This is a genomic window from Streptomyces sp. NBC_01433, assembly GCF_026340105.1.
Lineage (GTDB): Bacteria > Actinomycetota > Actinomycetes > Streptomycetales > Streptomycetaceae > Streptomyces.
In genome coordinates this window covers 308980-325840 of record NZ_JAPEPM010000002.1, presented here as the reverse complement: position 1 = coordinate 325840, position 16861 = coordinate 308980, and the positions used below count along the sequence as shown (strand labels likewise).

19 protein-coding genes and 3 pseudogenes are annotated in these 16861 nt (G+C 67.2%); 8 read left to right on the top strand and 14 right to left on the bottom strand.

What is annotated here, in order from left to right; all coding sequences use genetic code 11:
* Positions 1-170: 170 nt before the first annotated feature.
* Positions 171-251: pseudogene (locus OG413_RS29155) on the bottom strand (VOC family protein); the annotation flags it as partial.
* A gap of 157 nt (positions 252-408) precedes the next feature.
* Here OG413_RS29155 and OG413_RS29150 point away from each other — a divergent pair.
* A complete protein-coding gene (locus OG413_RS29150) occupies positions 409-2154 on the top strand; it encodes a recombinase family protein (protein ID WP_266810862.1) in 1746 nt (581 codons plus the stop codon).
* Between the two features lie 302 nt (positions 2155-2456).
* Here OG413_RS29150 and OG413_RS29145 read toward each other — a convergent pair whose 3' ends face one another.
* Entirely contained in the window at positions 2457-2987 is a 531-nt protein-coding gene (locus OG413_RS29145) for a transposase (RefSeq protein WP_266810861.1), read from the bottom strand.
* The gene (locus OG413_RS29140; protein ID WP_266810859.1) at positions 2984-3523 is read right to left on the bottom strand and encodes a winged helix-turn-helix domain-containing protein; all 540 of its coding nucleotides are present in this window, start codon (positions 3521-3523) and stop codon (positions 2984-2986) included. The genes OG413_RS29145 and OG413_RS29140 overlap by 4 nt, the downstream gene beginning before the upstream one ends.
* Before the next feature lie 227 nt (positions 3524-3750).
* On the opposite strand from OG413_RS29140, the gene OG413_RS29135 reads away from it, so the two are divergent.
* The gene (locus OG413_RS29135) at positions 3751-4062 is read left to right on the top strand and encodes a hypothetical protein (protein WP_266810857.1); all 312 of its coding nucleotides are present in this window, start codon (positions 3751-3753) and stop codon (positions 4060-4062) included.
* 275 nt (positions 4063-4337) lie between these two features.
* On the opposite strand, the gene OG413_RS29130 is transcribed toward OG413_RS29135, so the two are convergent.
* Complete coding sequence (locus OG413_RS29130; RefSeq protein ID WP_266810855.1) at positions 4338-4685, bottom strand: VOC family protein; 348 nt, start codon at positions 4683-4685, stop codon at positions 4338-4340.
* 152 nt (positions 4686-4837) lie between these two features.
* Here OG413_RS29130 and OG413_RS29125 point away from each other — a divergent pair, with 152 nt between their 5' ends.
* The gene (locus OG413_RS29125) at positions 4838-5500 is read left to right on the top strand and encodes an HAD family phosphatase (protein WP_266810853.1); all 663 of its coding nucleotides are present in this window, start codon (positions 4838-4840) and stop codon (positions 5498-5500) included.
* 119 nt (positions 5501-5619) lie between these two features.
* On the opposite strand, the gene OG413_RS29120 is transcribed toward OG413_RS29125, so the two are convergent.
* Together OG413_RS29120 and OG413_RS29115 are read right to left on the bottom strand one after the other, a co-directional pair.
* Positions 5620-6009 (bottom strand): transposase, encoded by a 390-nt coding sequence (locus OG413_RS29120; RefSeq protein ID WP_266810851.1) that lies wholly within the window; start codon positions 6007-6009, stop codon positions 5620-5622.
* Positions 5934-6377 carry a transposase gene (locus OG413_RS29115; RefSeq protein ID WP_266810850.1) on the bottom strand — a complete coding sequence of 148 codons (444 nt, stop codon included), beginning with the start codon at positions 6375-6377 and terminating at the stop codon, positions 5934-5936. The genes OG413_RS29120 and OG413_RS29115 overlap by 76 nt, the downstream gene beginning before the upstream one ends.
* Between OG413_RS29115 and OG413_RS29110 the strand changes: the two are divergent.
* Positions 6369-6493: pseudogene (locus tag OG413_RS29110) on the top strand (IS5/IS1182 family transposase); the annotation flags it as partial. The gene OG413_RS29115 and the pseudogene OG413_RS29110 sit on opposite strands and share 9 nt — an antisense overlap.
* A gap of 361 nt (positions 6494-6854) precedes the next feature.
* Here OG413_RS29110 and OG413_RS29105 read toward each other — a convergent pair.
* The 3 genes from OG413_RS29105 to OG413_RS29095 form a co-directional block, all read right to left on the bottom strand.
* Positions 6855-7400, bottom strand: a complete 546-nt coding sequence (locus OG413_RS29105) for a GNAT family N-acetyltransferase (protein ID WP_266810848.1) — start codon at positions 7398-7400, stop codon at positions 6855-6857.
* A 120-nt stretch (positions 7401-7520) separates the two neighbouring features.
* Positions 7521-8378 (bottom strand): acyl-CoA thioester hydrolase/BAAT C-terminal domain-containing protein, encoded by an 858-nt coding sequence (locus tag OG413_RS29100; protein ID WP_266810846.1) that lies wholly within the window; start codon positions 8376-8378, stop codon positions 7521-7523.
* 83 nt (positions 8379-8461) lie between these two features.
* Positions 8462-9070, bottom strand: a complete 609-nt coding sequence (locus tag OG413_RS29095) for an ankyrin repeat domain-containing protein (protein WP_266810844.1) — start codon at positions 9068-9070, stop codon at positions 8462-8464.
* 1119 nt (positions 9071-10189) lie between these two features.
* Between OG413_RS29095 and OG413_RS29090 the strand changes: the two genes are divergently transcribed.
* Together OG413_RS29090 and OG413_RS29085 are read left to right on the top strand one after the other, a co-directional pair.
* A complete protein-coding gene (locus OG413_RS29090; RefSeq protein WP_266810842.1) occupies positions 10190-10351 on the top strand; it encodes a hypothetical protein in 162 nt (53 codons plus the stop codon).
* Positions 10352-10607: 256 nt separating this feature from the next.
* Positions 10608-10781: pseudogene (locus tag OG413_RS29085) on the top strand (DUF4387 family protein); the annotation flags it as partial.
* A 306-nt stretch (positions 10782-11087) separates the two neighbouring features.
* Here the strand turns inward: OG413_RS29085 and OG413_RS29080 are convergent.
* Both OG413_RS29080 and OG413_RS29075 read right to left on the bottom strand, forming a co-directional pair.
* Positions 11088-11894 (bottom strand): nucleotidyltransferase, encoded by an 807-nt coding sequence (locus OG413_RS29080; protein WP_266810841.1) that lies wholly within the window; start codon positions 11892-11894, stop codon positions 11088-11090.
* Between the two features lie 256 nt (positions 11895-12150).
* Entirely contained in the window at positions 12151-13161 is a 1011-nt protein-coding gene (locus OG413_RS29075; RefSeq protein ID WP_266810840.1) for a GlxA family transcriptional regulator, read from the bottom strand.
* Positions 13162-13261: 100 nt separating this feature from the next.
* On the opposite strand from OG413_RS29075, the gene OG413_RS29070 reads away from it, so the two are divergent.
* Together OG413_RS29070 and OG413_RS29065 are read left to right on the top strand one after the other, a co-directional pair.
* Entirely contained in the window at positions 13262-14083 is an 822-nt protein-coding gene (locus OG413_RS29070) for a dienelactone hydrolase family protein (protein WP_266810838.1), read from the top strand.
* Positions 14084-14383: 300 nt separating this feature from the next.
* Positions 14384-14998, top strand: coding sequence for an N-acetylmuramoyl-L-alanine amidase (locus OG413_RS29065; protein WP_266810836.1), 615 nt, complete (start codon positions 14384-14386; stop codon positions 14996-14998).
* Between the two features lie 372 nt (positions 14999-15370).
* On the opposite strand, the gene OG413_RS47160 is transcribed toward OG413_RS29065, so the two are convergent.
* The 3 genes from OG413_RS47160 to OG413_RS29055 form a co-directional block, all read right to left on the bottom strand.
* Positions 15371-15538, bottom strand: a complete 168-nt coding sequence (locus tag OG413_RS47160; RefSeq protein WP_353962294.1) for an SMI1/KNR4 family protein — start codon at positions 15536-15538, stop codon at positions 15371-15373.
* A 129-nt stretch (positions 15539-15667) separates the two neighbouring features.
* A complete protein-coding gene (locus OG413_RS29060) occupies positions 15668-16429 on the bottom strand; it encodes an SUKH-3 domain-containing protein (protein WP_266810835.1) in 762 nt (253 codons plus the stop codon).
* Positions 16426-16848, bottom strand: coding sequence for a YwqJ-related putative deaminase (locus OG413_RS29055; protein ID WP_266810834.1), 423 nt, complete (start codon positions 16846-16848; stop codon positions 16426-16428). Before OG413_RS29055 ends, OG413_RS29060 begins: the two co-directional genes overlap by 4 nt.
* Between the last annotated feature and the right edge of the window lie 13 nt (positions 16849-16861).

Below are 16861 nucleotides of genomic sequence, written 5' to 3'. Positions count from 1 at the left end.
GGGGCATGAGGGCGGGGGCGGCCGCCCGTCTGGCCTCGGCGGCAGTTGATCGACGGCATACGTTCCGGGTCCGGACGAATGTTCCGTGGCGACGACCGTCCTCGTGGCGGTTATCAACGAGTGGCTGTGACCAGCTGGTCATACCAAACCGGACAGGATGTCGCGTGGCGTCAGGAACCCACCGCAGCTCGGTCGGACTCGCTGCGAAGAACGCAGAATTCGTTGCCTTCGGGGTCTCCCAACACTCAGAACTAGACGTTCTGGAGTGTCGGCATGGTGGCATCGGCCCTGGTCAAGTCGGGTAGCACGAATTCCATGGTCCCTACGGGGTCCATGCAAGAGACCACACGTAGGAACCCCCTCGCGGGCACGGCGTTCGAAACGCGAACCCTCCGGGGTGTGCGGTGCGTGCGCCTGTCCGTCCTGACCGACGAAACCACCAGCCCCGAGCGGCAGCGCGAGGCCGACGACAAGGTTGCGGCAGAACTCAACATCGACTTTGGGTCCGGTGACGCGGTACGCGAGGCCGTAGACCTGGACGTGAGCGCGTCCAAGATTGCTCCGTTCGACCGTCCCGCCCTCGGTCAGTGGCTTGCCCGTCCGGACGACTACGACGTCCTTGTTTGGTGGAGGTTCGATAGGGCCATCCGGTCCATGAGCGACATGCACGACCTTGCGAAGTGGGCGAAGCAGCACCGAAAGATGTTGGTCTTTGCCGAGGGCATCGGCGGGGGCAAGCTCGTCTTTGACTTCCGGAACCCCATGGAACCCATGGCGGAATTCCAAATGATGATGCTCGCCTTTGCGGCACAGGTGGAGTCGCAGAGCATCAAGGATCGCGTTACCGGCGCTATGGCTGCCATCCGGAAAATGCCGCTTCGGTGGCGCGGCGGTGGTCGTCCGCCTTACGGCTACATGCCTGCCCCCATGCCCAAGGAACACGGCGGGGTGGGGTGGACGCTCGTCCCCGACCCGGACGCCGTTGCCATCATTGAACGGATCGTCCGTGAGCTGTTGAAGGGGGCGACCGTATCGGCGGTGGCTGCTGGTCTCAACGTGGACGGTAAGGCGAGCCCGCGTGATCACTGGGCCGTGAAGATGGAGCGCGACAAGGGCGGGAAGACCGGCGGGGCCAAGGGGTCGCACGTAGTCCGCGATGTGTTCAAGTGGACCCCCGCTGTCATTGGCCGGATGCTCCGCAACCCGACCATGCTCGGATGGAAGATGCACAAGGGCCGCCCCGTGCGCGACTCCGAGGGCAACCCGATCATGGCAACGGAAACCCCGGTCATGACCCGCGAGGAATTCGACCGTATCGGCGCGTTGCTCGACTCCCGCAGCATCGACAACGGAGAGCGCAAGGACACGGACGCGCTGCTGTTGCGCGTGATCCACTGCGACTCTTGCGAGGGCCGCATGTACCTGTCCAAGCCCACCAAGAACGGCGCGAGCGTGAACCCGTTCTACAAGTGCAACAGCCACGCCCGGGGCGACCTGTGCGCGCTGCCCGCGAACATCCGTGCATCGTGGGTGGACGAGTACGTTGAAGCCGAGTTCCTGCGGGTGGTCGGTCCGGTCCAGACGACACACGTAGTCGAGATTCCCGGGTACGACCCCGAACCCGAACTACTGGCCACGATTGCGGAGTTCGCGGAGCACCAGGAGCAAGAGGGACGCCAGAAATCCAAGCACGCTGCGGCCGAGTGGCAGCGACGGGCGGACGCGCTCGACAACCGCATAGCCACGCTGGAGGCAGCCGAAAAGGTCGAGCCGCAGCGCATCATCACGAACACGGGCCGGACGTTCGCGGACGAGTGGGCGGAGAAGGACACGGCGGGGCGGCGCGCGATGCTCGTTGAAGCGGGTGTTCGGCTCGACGTGCGGCGCGGTGTCCGTGGAGGGTGGCGGAGGCTCGACGTACGGCGCGTGGACTTCACCATGCGCGGTGAACTGGACCCCGCAGTGGAAGCCCTCGCGGACGTCGTGGCGGCCCTTGAGTCGGAAGCGCGGAGACGAACCGACCCCGGGTGCGAGCGTGCGTCCGGTCGAGCCCACCCGCTCCCTGGTAGCCGCGTAAGGCCACTACCGCCCCGCGCTAGCCCCGGTAGTCCCTCGCGACCGCCGGGGCGCTCTGCTGCCCGCACACGGGCGTGAGGGGCCCTCGCCGGCTCACCCGCGGGCGGGGTCGCCGTACAGCGAGAGGCGAAAAGGTGTCGAGGTGTCGAGTTTCGACAGTGTTTGGGGTAGCTAGAGAAAACCTAGAGAGAAAGGAGATCGGGGGTCATCTCGTCATCTCAGCACCAGCGCTGTCCGCCGAGGGGCGTACAGCAGGCCGAATCATCCGCGTTGAAATGTTGCCTGCATCACATTCGCCAGTCAATTAGTCCGACTTGACGTTAGTCCGGTATGACGGGAAACCGCTGGTCCCTACTACTGAGGTTTAACTCGTGGTGTCGTTACGTAGATCTGATGGTCAGGCCGGTCTCGGCTAGGCAGCCGTCGATTAGGTTGCTGCGGTACTGGATGTGCCGTAGACCGCTCCGGACCGTGCGGATGAGATGGTCTGGCGTGGAGAAGGCGACGTTGGAGAGCCAGCCGCGACGTAGCAGGGACCAGATGCCTTCGACGGGGTTGAGGTCGGGTGCGTAGGGCGGCAGGTAGAGGATGGTCAGCCAGTCACGGGAGTCGGCGAACTCCCGTAGACCTGCGGCTTTGTGGACGTTGAGGTTGTCCCGGATGAGGACGATCGGGCCGCCGAGCTGCTGGTGGGCTGCGGTCAGCAGGTCCCGGTAGTCGCGCCAGGAGAAGCTCTTGCGCCCGTCACGGTTGCCGTCGTCCCGTCGCGGCCGGTAGATCAGCCGGGATCGGCGGCCGGGTTTGTAGCAAGTCAGCGCGGCGATCGATATCCGTCTGCGCGAGCGGCTGCGGACCCGCACCACCGGGGTCCGCCCGCGCTGGGACCAGGTCCTGGCTTGCGACGACGTCATGGAGAAGCCGGCTTCGTCCTCGAAGACCAGCCAGGCCCCACGGGCCGCCGCTGGCCTTCCGCGCGGGGCCACACCTCCTTGACCCACCCGGCCACCGCGTCGTCGTCCCGTTCCATGGCACGACGGGCCGGGACCTGGCAGGACCAGCCGTTGCGCACCAACAGCTTGCGGACACCCTGAATCGTGTACGTGAGGTGGAAGCGCCGTCCGATCACCGTCTTCACACGGTTCAGAGTCCAGCGTTGGTCCTCCCAGCCGTGCGCGGCCGGCCCTTTGGCCAGCTCGGACTCCAGCTGCGCGAACTGCTTCTCACTCAGTAGCGGCAGCGACGCGGGCCCCTGCGACCTCAAGGATCGCGGGCCGCCCTCGGCCCACGTGTGACGCCACCGCCGCACCGATCGGACACTGACCCGCAGATCCCTGGCGATCGCCGTACTGCCCTCGCCCCGAGCGAACCGCTCAGCTGCCTGGAGCCGTAACTCCTCGCGCTTGCCCTGCCGTTCAGCGGTCAACCCGCCACCCTGTGGATACCTCATCCTCTCGTGATACCGCAGGCAGACACCCCTCGTCAGCCCCTATGACTTCACGAGTTCAATCTCAGTAAGAGGGAGCGTAGACAACCGGACACAGCGAGGGGCGTTTCTATACGTAGGTAGACGAGTATAGAGGAGTTCGTTACCGTCAGAACTGAAACGCCCCGGAAGACCGCTGGTACCGGTCCGCCGGGGCTCCGCCGCAACAGCTTTCGAGGAGCTGAAACGACATGCGTGATGCTATCGCCCGCATCCTGGCGTACATCCTGACATTCGTACTTCCGGGCCGGGGGCGCCACGCAGCAGACCCCGCCCCCTCGCCCGCTCCCGTGTCGCCCTGGTCCCGCCCCTGGTCTAGCCCCACCAAGGAAGAAGCCCAAGCGCTCTTCCGGAAGCAAGCCGAAATGACCATGCAACTCGGTGTGATCCGGGAACGTCGCCGCGCAGCAGCCCTCGCAACGCTCGGCGTGGACTACCCGTACAGCTACCCCGGCGCCCCGTTCCCCGCTTCCGCCTTCCAAGCCGCGGGGGTGTCCGCATGACGCGCGACTGGCTGACCGCTGACCCGGTCATAACGATGGCGCTGTGCGTCCGCTGCAAGACCGTCACCTATGCCCCGATCCCGATCCGCTACATACAGAGCACCAGCGGCCCCGGAACCACCCTCTACGCCTGCCCCGCACACGCCGTGGCCCTGGACCCCACCCCATCCCCGGAGAGCTTGAGCCAGGCATGTAGCCCCGCGCAGACAGCAAAATGCCCCGTTCGGCCAAGCGCCGTGCGGGGCTCTGTCGTTGGTGCTGACGTGCGGGTATGCTCAGAACTGGTAGTCAGGAGTGTTGGGGTCAGCAAGGACTGTCCAGCCAGAGCCATCGGGATTCCGGTGATCGGTAACCAAGGTGGCACCAAGGCCGAGCAGTCGTTCCACCTCCTGCTCACGCGATGTCTCAGGGCGCAAACACAGATGGATCCGATTCTTGATCTTCTTGGACTCGGGCACCTGATTGAAGTACAGCACTGGGCCCTCCGCCAGCAGCACCTGAGTCTCCCGGTCGCCCGGTTCGTCCTCCGGATGCAGTGGACGGCCAGTCACTCTGCTCCAGAACAGGGCCAGCTCGTAGGCATCCGCACAGTCAATCGCCACGTTCTGCAAAACCGAAACCATGCGCGCGAGCCTTCCTTACTTCCACTCCAGACGCCACCGAGTTGCGCTCAGCCTTCGCGCACACGGCTCAGGCGCATGGATAGGCCGTGTATCGGAAGTGCGTGGGGTACCCCCGGATCTGGCGTCTCGCGTGGCGGTGGCATCCTTGGCCGGTGTTCTCATCCGATCATGCGGGCGCCGTGTTCTTCGATGTCGATGGCACCCTCGTCCCAGGCACGAGTTCGTCGGTTTTTCTGGCTGGCTTCCTTGGCCATCGGGACGAGTTGGCCAAGGCCGAGGATGCCTACGCCTCCGGTGACCTGGACAATCGACAAGTCTCGGAGCTGGATGCCAAGGGCTGGGCAGGTGTGTCCGAAGAACAAGTCTCTGGCTGGCTCGATGGGCTTCCCTTGGTCTCGGGCATCACGGAGACCGTGGGCTGGTGCCGGCGGAACGGGTTGGTGCCCGTGCTGGCCACTCTGGCCTGGTCGCCGGTCGGCTGTTACCTGACCGACCGCTTCGGCTTCCACGCGTTCAGCGGACCGCGGCTGGAGACCACCGGCAACCGGTTCACCGGCCGCGTCGCCCGCCACTTCGACGAGTACGACAAACGAGATTTCGCCCTCGCACAGGCCCGAGGGCTCGGGTTGGCTCCCCGCTCGTGCGGGGCCATCGGAGACAGCCGCTCCGACCTGCCCTTGTTCGCTTCCGTCGCACTGAGTGTGGCGTTCAATGCCTCGGCAGGGGCACGGGCGGCGGCGACCGTCACGGTGGACGGCGGCGACCTCCGAGGCGTGCTCCCCGCCCTGAGCCGCTTGGTCACAGCCACTCGTTGACGGCCGCGACGAGAACGGTCGCCTAGCAGCGGACCGCGAGCTTGTCGTACCTTGTGGCCACGGCCCGGTGCCTTTTGAGGCGGTTGATGCCGCACTCGACCGCGTGCCGGGCCTTGTAGTCATGCGGGTCGAACTTCGGAGGACGGCCACCACGGGAGCCGCGCTTTTTTGCGGTGACTGGCCTGGTCCGTCTTGTCCGGAGTGGTGCATCGGATGCTACTTCTGCGCAGGTAGGCACGGTTCTTGCGGGAGGCGTACGCCTTATCGGCGCGCATCCGCCGCGGCCGGGTTCGCGGTCTGCCCATCCCCAGTCGGGCTACCCTGACGCGGCTCAGGACGGCCTCGAACTGAGGGGAGTCCCCGCGCTGCCCGGCAGCGATCACGACAGACATAGGCGTCTGCCCCTGCTCGACGGCCAGGTGCAGCTTGGTGGTCAGGCCGCCGCGCGAGCGCCCGAGGCCGTGGACACCGGGCTCGGTGGCGACGCCGCCGGGCGGTTCCTTCTGCAAGTCCCCCTTCTCCTCGCTCCGGCAGCGTGCTGGTGGGCTCGGCAGACGGTGGCATCGACGTTGAGGTTCCCGGCGATCAGGTTCTGCGCGTCGGCCCGGGCCTGGATCTGGGTGAACATGCGCTGCCAGGTGCCATTGCGCTGCCGGCGGCGAAACGGGTCGTACACCCGGCCCCACGGACCGTGTTCCTCGGGCACGTCCCGCCACGGGACACCCGTGCGGACCCGGAACCGTATGCCGTCGATCAGCTGTCGCCGAGCCCACGTCGATGGCCGGCCGGGCTTCTTACCTACCCCGTCCGCCCGCTCGCCTTCGCCGTCACGGGCGGCAACACCAACGACTGCACCCGGTCCGCGGCCGTGATGCAAGCGATACGGGTGCCCCGCATCGGCCCCGGACGGCCCCGTGTGCGTCCCGGCCATGTCCTGGGCGACAGGTGCTACAGCCCAGAGCCATGCGCACCTGGCGGCGACGGCGCGGCATCGCCACCCGGTACGACAAGACCGCCGAGTCCCACCACATCGAGCAGGTCCGGAACACTGATCTGCCCGCGCTGAAGCACTTCGTCGGTGACCTCGTACACGACCGGGCCGCGGGTGTCGCCGGGCTTTCCTCAACATGCAGCTCGGGCCAGGTGCAAAGGACAGGTCAAGAGAGAGCCAGGCTGATCGAGCGTGCCGACTACTGACGGGAAGATCTGGATCTGCTTCGACACCGGCAAGAGGACCAACGGCCGTAGGAGGCACCTCGTGGCCAACATGTTCGGCCTGCCCGTGATCTGCCGCCCGGCGCCCGGACCGCATACCGCGTCAACCGCCCGTCTCATCTGTCGGGTTGCGGCTCGGCTACGTCTGCGCCGTTCCGCGTTCAGCACGCCATTCGTCTTCGAGGACGCTGAACATCAGGGAGTCCCGCCAGCCGTCCCGGATCCATGCCGTGTGTCGATGATGCCCCTCGTACGTCATGCCGAGCTTGGTCAGTACGGTGGATGAGCCGAGATTCCGAGGGTCGCAGGTGGCATAGATCCGGTGAAGCCCCAGATGGTCGAAGCCGCGTGAGAGTAGCTGGCGCCCGATTTCTGTGCCAATGCCTTTTCCCCACAGGTGTGGATGCACGATGTAGGAGATCTCACCCTGGCGCTGCGTGTGACTGCGAACGTGCAGCTCGCCCACACCGACGACGGCGTCCCCGAAGCGCGCTACATGGGCGAACCTCTGCTGGGGTGCGCTCGACCAGGCCGCGACTGCGGTTCTCACGAAATCGCGCGTCTGGTCCTCAGTGTTCGGTCCCCAACGCTGAAAACGACAAGCCTCGGCGAGGCAGGCCCATGAGTGAATGGCCGACCAGTCACCCAACGCGATCTTGTCCAAAGTCACCGAGCCCTGACTCATGGAACGATCTTGTCAGCCGGAGTCCGAAAGGGATACGGGTACAGAAGCACGTATTCACGGGCGGCGGGCCGTCGAGAACGGACGGGCCGGTGCCGGAATCGGCAAAAGAACCCGCAGTCGTCAGCCCCTGCTGCCGAGCGCGTCGAGGATGTGCGGCCACGCAGCCGCGCCCAGGAGTGCGTCAGCCTCGGGCGTGCCTCCGTACTGGAAGTGCGGGGAAGCCAATGCCGGGCTCTCACCCGGAAGACGTGGTCGGTGGCCGGCACTGTGGCGGGCAATCAGTCGGACCGGGGCCCCGGCTGACCGCCTGCGGTGGGCCAGTTGTTCGGCGAAGCGCAGCGACGGCCACATCGCGTCGTCGCCACCCGCGACAAGCAGCAGATCAGCCCGAGCCTTCTCCACAGGTATCTCCGCCGGGGGAACCAGATGGGTGAACGTCCTCTCGCTGAGTTCGTACCATTTACGGATCGCGACGGGACCGCCCGACGGTTGCGTGGCTGTCCAGGAATCGTCCAGCGGTACGAAGGGCAGCGGCTGCCCCCGCCATGTCCAGGACGATCGATACGGATGCTGCTCGCCGTCGTGGCCTGGTCCGACGTTGCACCAGACCCGCGAGGTCGGCGACAGCGCAATGACCACGTCCACGCGCGGGTCGTGCACCGCGGTGAGCAGCGCTGCTTCAGCACCCTTGGAGGTGCCCAGGATCCCGATGCGCCGTGCCCCGTTCGAGCGGAGAAGGTCGACGGCCCGGACGAAGGTTTCCAAGGGGATCTCGCAGATTCCCGGGGACTGTCCCGGCCCGCCGAACCAGCGGATCGCCAAGGCCGTAATGCCCTGCGCGGCGAGGATGCGTGCTCTCGCGCGTTCGATGCGCCCGCTGGAACCCGCCAGGACCAGAACGCCGATTCCGGCGTTTGCGGCGGGAGCCATCAAAACACCTTCCCACGGGTTGGTCAGCTCGCGCTCTGTCAGTTCCATGTGCTCTCCCTGGCGGTCTGCCTTTCAGCGGCTCAGTGTGCCAGGGCAACTCCTTCGGCCTTTGAGGTGTGACGGCTGATGGTTCAGTCGGCCGTGGCACTCGCGACTCGGAGGGCGTCGATGATGAGTGCGTTCTTCCGCTGGGACTCCGGATGCCGCTCGGTGTACTCGTGTGCGGCGGTGAGTGCCTTCGCCGTGGGGGTGGCGCCACGTCCGAGAAGCCGGCGCACCATCTGCACCTGTCCGAACCGGGCCGCCCACTCATGCGATGTCCTGCCCTTCATCACTGCGTTGATGTCCGCCCCACGATCCAGGAGCAGCGTCACGGTTCGCGGATGCCCCTCGTCCCCGCTCGTCGCTGCCAGTACGAGCGGTACCCAGCGCATCCTGCCCTGGGCCCGGAGGTGGACACCGGCATCGATCAGGGCCTCGACGACCGCCGTGCGCCCGTGCGCCGCCGCCAGGCACAGCGGCGTCGACTCGCGGTGCTCACCCGCCGGTTGTTCCGGATCGGCACCCGCCGTGATGAGCAGACGGACCACCTCGGGGTGTCCCCGAAATGACGCCAGGTCCAATGCCGTACGCCCCATGCTGTTCCGCGCGTCCACCGCGGCACCCTCCGCCAGCAACCGGGCCACCAGGAACACATCGCCGCCTTCCGCTGCCTCCACCAAGTGGTCCGCTATGCACATGCGTTGATCATTCCGAATGTTCCGGGCGCAGGGAAGGCAGGGGGAGCCGTCCTGATCGCGCGGCGGTCACTCGTACGATCGGAAGATCCCGATCATCGCGACCGGATTGGAGATGCTGCGCGAGCACGGCCATACAGGGGAGGTGTTTCATCGCTTTTGGCCGGCCGGGGTCCAGACTCTGGTTCGTTTCTGGCCTGGGGACGTCTGAGGTTGGATGGCGGGATGGAAGGTATCGAGGCTGGGCCGTTGCCTGTGGTTGCCGAGCCGAGGGCTGGTGGACTTGCTCGCCCTGTGCGGGGAGTGAAGGTGTATTCCCGGCAGTCGCTTGGTAGTTGCGCGCCAACGTACGGCAGGGCGGAGTTGGATTTCGAGCCGGTCCCTGTGGGAACCGCGTCGTCGTGCGTTTTTGCCTGTACGGCGCTGCCGGAACCGGATGCGGAGCTCGAAGAGGCACTCGTACGGGGTGTGTGGCGGAGGACCGTGAGCCGCGGGAGATCGTGACACGGGTCAGCATGCTTTGACCGGACCAGATGCTTCCTGAACCATTGCCGAAGCACTGTCCCGAGGCGCCAGGGATGCGAAGCGTTCGCGCAGCGTGAGGACGGCCGGGTACTGCGAGCCTGGCCCCAGGATCCTTTTTCAGCGAGGAGGGATCCGGGTGAGCGAGCCGTGGACGGGCTGTCGACCCGAGTGGCCTCGCCGGCCGTGAACGGCTTCCTGATACGGGACGCGCTGTGCCCTCGGGCGGCTGCCTTCGTTTCGTTTGCAGCGTCGGGTGGTAGCTGACGGAGGCGCTGGCCACTGGCCTTGTTCGCCCGGGCGCTTGGCCGTCAAGCAACCGTCGACTTGTGCGGGGCTGTTTCGTCAAGGTGCCGGGTTTTGCTCCCGGCGCTCCGGCCGCCCCGCCCGGTGGGTAGCACGTCACGTGCCGCCTTCACGCTGCGACGAGCCCGAGCCCGAGCCCGAGGACGCAGATGTGGAGCTGGGCCACTCAGAAGCGGACCGTCCGTGTGGCCGGCACCCGCTACTTGCCCGCCGACAGGTACACCAACAAGCTCGAAGGCGCCGAACTCGTCGGCGACCCAGACCGTCATCGTCGCAGGCGTCCGCGACAAGGTCGTGATCCAGCGCCTGCCCGAACTGCTGCCCTTCGCCGAGGAGTACTTCGAGGCAAAGATCCTCGACGTCTTCGAAGGTCAGGTCGATCCCGCCACCATCGACATCAGTTATCGCCTCTACGGGGCCGGAGCCGTTCTGGCCGGCACCGAACCCACCCCCTGAACCCGCAGGAACTCGGCGTCCTGATCACCATCACCGCACCCACCCAGGCCACCGCGCACGCCATAGCGACCTTCGTAGCCCATGCCAGCAGCCATCTGCCCATCCCGGAGTACGACGGCCTGGTCTCCACCCTCGCCTACCCCTACTCACCGCTCGAGATGGACCGAGGCCCCCTCTGCCGCTTCACCCTCAACCACGTCGCCACCGGCATCACCCCCACCGAACTGTTCCGCACCACCACCGAAGAGGTCTGACGATGGCCACCCTGCTCGACTACTGCTCACTCGTCCGCTCCAAGAACGCCGGACCCTTCACCCTCACGTTCGACTTCATGTGCCATGACGAGCACACCTATCAGGCTCTTGTCGACACCGGATTTCTCACCCCCGCGCTGTTCGCCGAGCTCTTCGGCACCGCCGAGGCCGAGATCCTTGTCGTCAACCACCCTCTTGCCCTTGCCGTCAAGGTCTCGTTGCCCCGCCCACCATCCTGGGCGACCTCCGCGACGGCGACTGTTACGCCGGGCAGCAATATGCCCCCTGATGGCGATGAACCTGCCCGAACCACGCTGACGAGCCCCCCGTCGCGGCCGCCCGGCAATCCAGCTCCACCCATTGTGCGCACGGCCACTGACAAGGAGTTCAGCCCGACGAGGGAAGGGGTGTGCGCGAGGCACAACGGCGTCCGGCACCCCACAGCCTTCAATCAGGTCACGCCAACACACGCCGGACCGGTTTCAGGGGCGCGGCGCTTTCTCGCCGTGCACGACTGTGTATTCGGCGGCGAGCCAGGGGCCCAGGTCGTTGATGAGCATGCCGAGTACGTCAGGGTCGGCCGAGGGGGTGCGGCCGGTGGCCGCGGCGATGCGCATCTGGTCGATGCGCCCGGGGTAGTAACGGCCGAAGAGTTCGGCGGACTCGTTGAGGTCGCTGGTCCACCCGCCCCATCGGGGCATGATCAGAGTGAAGCCGGTGCGCACGATGCGGCGGGCGACGAGGCGGCAGAGAATCCGGCGGTCGGAGTCCGTGGCGGCTTCGGCGGCTCGGGTGCGCCAGCGTTGCAGCGCGAGCGCGAGGTCGCCGTTCGTTTCGCGGGCGAGCAGCGTTGTGGGGCGGTAGCGGGGCAGTCGCTCAGCGAGGTCGTCACCGAGCAGCGGGGTGCACAGGCAGGCGATGAAGAAACCGGCATCGTGGCGTTCGAGGTCGCTCAGCAGAACGCGCGTGCTCGTGAGCAGGATGCCGACGCCGTCGATCTGGGGGAGTACGCGGTCGAGTGCGGCCTCGATCGCTGTGGCGTCAGCTCGGTCGGCGTCGCTGGGCTCGTGGTGGAGGGCGAGCTGGAGGTCGAGGTCGGAGACTCCGGGAGTGGCGGTGCCACGCGGGATGCTGCCGTAGATGCACGCACTGTGCAGGCGCGCGTTGTCGAACGTCTCGGCGATATGAATGCGGGCGGCCTCGACGGCAGGGACGAATGCTGCCGGGACTCGGCCCAGTGTGCCTTCGCGTGCGATCGTTCCGTCGCGGTCCAACCCTCGTTCGCTCATGAGGTCACTCTGCCTTGCACCGCTGTGCGCAGCCGAGCGGATATCGAGGCGGAGAGAGGGCGGCGTCGGGACGGCAGCCGCACGGCGACCGGACATATGACTCTCGCGGGGTTCGCACCGTCGAAGTCGGCCGACCGGGGTGCTCGTGTTTCAGACGTAACTGGCGAGTCATGCACAGGGGTTGTGTGGCCTGCGGGAGGCAAGCGCTTGGTCCGGCCTGACGGGGGAGGGGGCCTGCTGCCGTCGCGGGCGGCTCTCACCTCTCCGTGTGGTGATTTGCCCCGTGGGGCTCGCGGCGACGACGGAACATCGCGCGGTACTCCCTCGGCCGCTGGCCCGTGTGTCTGGCGAAGATGTCGCTGAATGCGCCAGGGTCGCGGTACCCGACGCCGGCGGCGATGCTCGCGACGGTCCTGTCGGTCGTCTCCAGCCAGTGTCCGGCTCGACGCACCCGGGCCGTCTGCAGGTACGTGAGCGGCGTCTCGCCCGCCTCGTCGCCGAAGCGACGGAGCATGGTTCTCGTACTCACGTGGAATTCCTGGGCGAGGGCGGGCAGGTCATAGCGAGCACTCAGGTTCTGGTCGAGCCACCGTTTGACGCTGAGCGAGAACTCCCTTCCCACAGTGGGTATGAGCCCCGCGTCGACATAGGGAGCCTGCGTGGAACGCGCATCGTCGACGAGCGCGATGCGCGCGGTGCTGCGGGCGACGCGGGGGCCGTCGTGCTCACGGATGAACCGCAGCGCGAAGTCGTACATGGCGCTGAAGGCCGCTGTGGTCGTCACCCCTCGGTCGGTCACGACCAAGCTCTCCGGGCGGAGGCGTACGTCGGCGTACCGGCGGGCGAACCGATCCGCGAACAACCAGGACGTGGTCGCTTCGCGCCCGCCGAGCAGCCCGGCTTCAGCGACCAGGAAGGCACCCACACAGAGTGACACGACAGCGGTTCCCGAGGCCGCCTGCGATCGAATCGATGACACTTCCGGTCCCAGGTCCGCGAGTGTCGCGTCAAGATCGAGCGTGGGCGAAAGCTCGAAGCCCGGCACGATCAGGACGTCCACCGGGCGAGCCGCCGAGACATCGATGAGTGAGCCGCCGGACGCGACCACTCGCCGCCGGGGCGAAATGACCGAGACCTCGTAGCCCGGCTCAACCGACCCTTGTGCCGCGGCGACGTGCGTGGCCATCGCCAGGAGGTCGGGGACTCCGAATACCTCCGACGCGAAGCAGCCGGGATAGGCCAGCACACCGACTCGCAACGGACTCATACGACCCCTCCGGCCTCATTGCACGGATGGCGATATTACCGGGATACATGGCGATGCCGCCGCTTCTCAAGACGGGCTGCCCTTCATCATCATCTCGGTCATGACCATCATGCGAGGACAGAACGACCCCCTGGACGACTTCTCGAGGAGAGCCGTCAGCGTCGATGACATCGACAAGACCGTGTACGTTGCCGGATCAGGACCGGCAGTCATCCTCCTGCCCGAGATGCCGGGTATCAGCCCCGACGTCGCGCGGTTCGCCCGGTGGGTGCGCGATGCAGGTTTCTCCGTGTACCTGCCCTCTCTTTTCGGCGTCGACGGTGCCTATCCGCTGGCCGAGGCACACGAGACCGTCGTCCGACGCGCGTGCGTCAGCGCCGAGTTCCGAGCGTTTGCGGGGGGAGGCACCAGCCCCGTCGTCACCTGGCTGCGCGGCCTCGCCCGCCTGGCACACGCCGAGCGCGGCGGGCCTGGCGTCGGTGCCGTCGGCCTGTGCTTCACCGGTAACTTCGCCTTGACCATGGCGCTCGAACCCGTTGTCATCGCCCCAGTGGTCAACCATCCGTCGCTTCCGCTCGACGACGCCGGCGGTCTGGAGATCAGCGACGAAGACGCCGTTGCCGTGGCGGAACGCGTAGAGCGGGACGGATTGAAGGTTCTCGCCTACCGTTTCGACAACGACAGGTGGTGCACCGGCCGGCGGTTCGCTGCTTACCGGGCGCTGCTCGGGGACGCGTTCGACGGCCGCGTACTCAAGGCCGAGGCGGCGAACACGAACCCTCCGCCCTTCTTCCGTGACGTCGTCGGCTGCGCCCACAGTGTCGTCACGGCACACCTCGTCGACCAGGACGGCCACCCCACCGTGCAAGCCCGGAACGAGATCATCGCTTTCCTGGCCGAGCGCCTCAGGGCTGTCCCGTGATCCTTGGTGGGCGCGATGAGTTCTCGGACGGACAACCCGTGGTCGGTGGGCTGCCGGCTTGGGTCGCGCAGGACCGCGTAAACCTCATCAATCACCCAGTTCGGCCGCGCTGTTGCCGTTTCATCACATCGCCATGGAGTGATGATCGCATTCACGGGTCATGTTGGACGGCATGCCCACCCCATGCACCAGCCGAACTGTGCCCGGCGCGCCGATGCGGAGGTGCCGGTGACGCGAAGGCATCGACGACCCACGCGGCGCGGCGTGTTCATCCTCGGGGGAGGGGTTCTCCTCGCTCCGGTGTCGGCGATCGTCCTCCGCTGGGAGGGACAGCCCGCGCGGCAGGCCCCGGAGGCTCCGGAGATGCGCGCCGTTCAACAGCCCCGTGGCGCGGCGGCGCCCTCCGCTTCCCCGCCGCCCGGATGGATGCCCGGCATCGCCCGGAGGCCCATCGGCGCGAACGTCAGCCGGGGCGGGCGGCAGGGGCAACGGGGTCTGATACTGCACGTGCAGGAGGGCGAGGGTTCGCTGTTCGAGCGGTTCTCCGACCGCGCGACGAAGAGTTCAGCCCATTTCTGGGTGTCGCAAGCGGGCGAGATCGAGCAGTACGTGTCGGTCCACGATCGCGCCTGGACCCAGCGCGCGGGCAATGTCGAATGGGTGTCGATAGAGACCTCGGGCTTTGTCGGCAAACCGCTCACCACGGCGCAGGTGGACGCTGTCGCGCGCGTCTACGCCTGGGGCGCCCGTGAGCACGGCTGGCCTCTTGAGGTGACGGACTCCCCGATGGGGCGGGGCTTGGGCACCCATGCCATGGGCGGAAGCGCCTGGGGTGGGCACGCCTGCCCTGGCACGATACGGGCGCGGCAGCGCGAAGCCGTCATGAGCCGTGTGCGGCAGTCCCAGCAGACCTGATGCTCGCCATTGCGCGGGCCGCGCCCGTATGCGGTGGCCGTCGGCCGCCCCGAACGCCGATGCGCCCGAGACCCGCGCGGTTCCGGGCACATCGGCGTTCGGGCCCGTCGTACGTCAGGGCGCCGGGAGCGGGACGGAGTCCGGAGATTCCTCGTCCAGGCGGAAGGTAGACGCCGTCCTCGGTGAAGTCGGATTCGCCCCGATGCCAGATCGACCCAAGCCTCGGCTCGGTCACCTTGATCAGGATCGTGCCGGTGAACAGCCGCGTGATCGGCAGATAGTCCCACGACAGGTCGCCCCGGCCGAACGGGTGCGCGTAGAGAAGCTCCGTATGTACGTTGCCGCCGGTCCGGTAGCCGTAGAGGTCGTCCTCTATGTGGTATTCGACTCCGACAGGATGGCATCGAGTGGGAACTCGGCGCCGTTGGTGCGGCCCAGCCACGCTCGGTACTCCGCCGGGAACGGGACTCGGAGCTGCGATTCGAGCTCGCACAGAGCTTCCTCGGAGAGGGAACCCCGAGGAGTTGGTTCGATGAACATCAGGACTCCCAGATGGCCATTCGGGCCTTGTGACCACGTACGGACGTATTTCGACGTTCTCCGAAACCGTTCGGACATGTTCCGGAAATCATCAGAAGATGTCGAACACGTCGTACGGTCGAGGTGAACCTACATGTCCACGAAGCGCTCGCGGAACATCTTCAGGACGATGGCCTCGGGCAGGCTCGGCCACGTCGTGACGCGGCCGTCGCGGCGGTCCACGATCCACTGGCCGGAGCCGAGGCTCGCGAAGGGGTCGGGATCCGCGAAGGAGCCGGGGTCCGCATGGACGGCCTGGACCAGCCAGCCGAATTCGAACGCGGTCATCGCGAAGTCGACCGGCGCGTTCGGGCCGCCGCCGACCACGTGCCGACGGGCCTTGTCGCGGGCCTCGGCCTCGTCGATCGGCCGCGCCGGCAAGGGGGCCCGAGACGGTGTCAGGTCCAGCCGGACCGGCCGGCGGCCCTCGATCAGCGCGATCAGCGCTCCGTCGAAAGTGTCCGCCACCTTCCACAGGTCGCCCCACCACAGGTAGACCGCGCCGAGCGGGTCCATCGCCAGCCGGCCCCGGCCCAGGTCGAATTCGCCGATCGGGGCGAGCGGCCGACCGAGTGCCGCGCCATAGGCCGCGAGCGTGTCGCCCGCTTGCAGACCGACCAGCGGGTCGATCCGGAACGGCATCCGCGACATGTCGGTGCCGGGACCGTACTGGTGCACCGTCATGCCGCCGAACTCCCGCAGCGCCGTCATCGCGCTCGGCGGGAGGTCGATTCCGGATGTGCCCAATGCCCGGTACCAGCGCAGGAGTTCGTCCCCGCAGATGCGGATGCCGTCGTGCCAACCGGTCGCAGTGAGAGCCTCGATGACGCCCTTGGGGAAGCGGCTGCTCATGACGCGGGCACCCCCAGGATCCTGACCTCAAGGGCGGCCAGCGCGGGCGCGCAGGACGTGCACGGCGGGATCGGCCGTTCATGTACGGGGTCGTTCGGCTCGGGCAGCAGCATCGCCGTGACGACCGCGCCGCGCAGTAGCTGCCGCATGCGGTCGAGTACCGCGTTCTCGTCGCTCTCGTACGTGCCCTCGGCGGCGAGCGATGCCTCCGCCTCCACGGCCACCCGTGACAGCAACAGCGCCTCGGGGCAACGCCCGTGGAACACCGAGCGCATAGAGGGCCCGGTGCGGTCGAGCAGGGCCGAGACGGAGGGGTGCACATTCACCGTCGTGGTGTGCGCGCTCACCACCGTCATGGTCGCGGCGCCCGCGCGTCGCAGAGTCGCGCCGACACCGGGCGGCATGCGATTGTCGAACATGGGGGTACGTCCG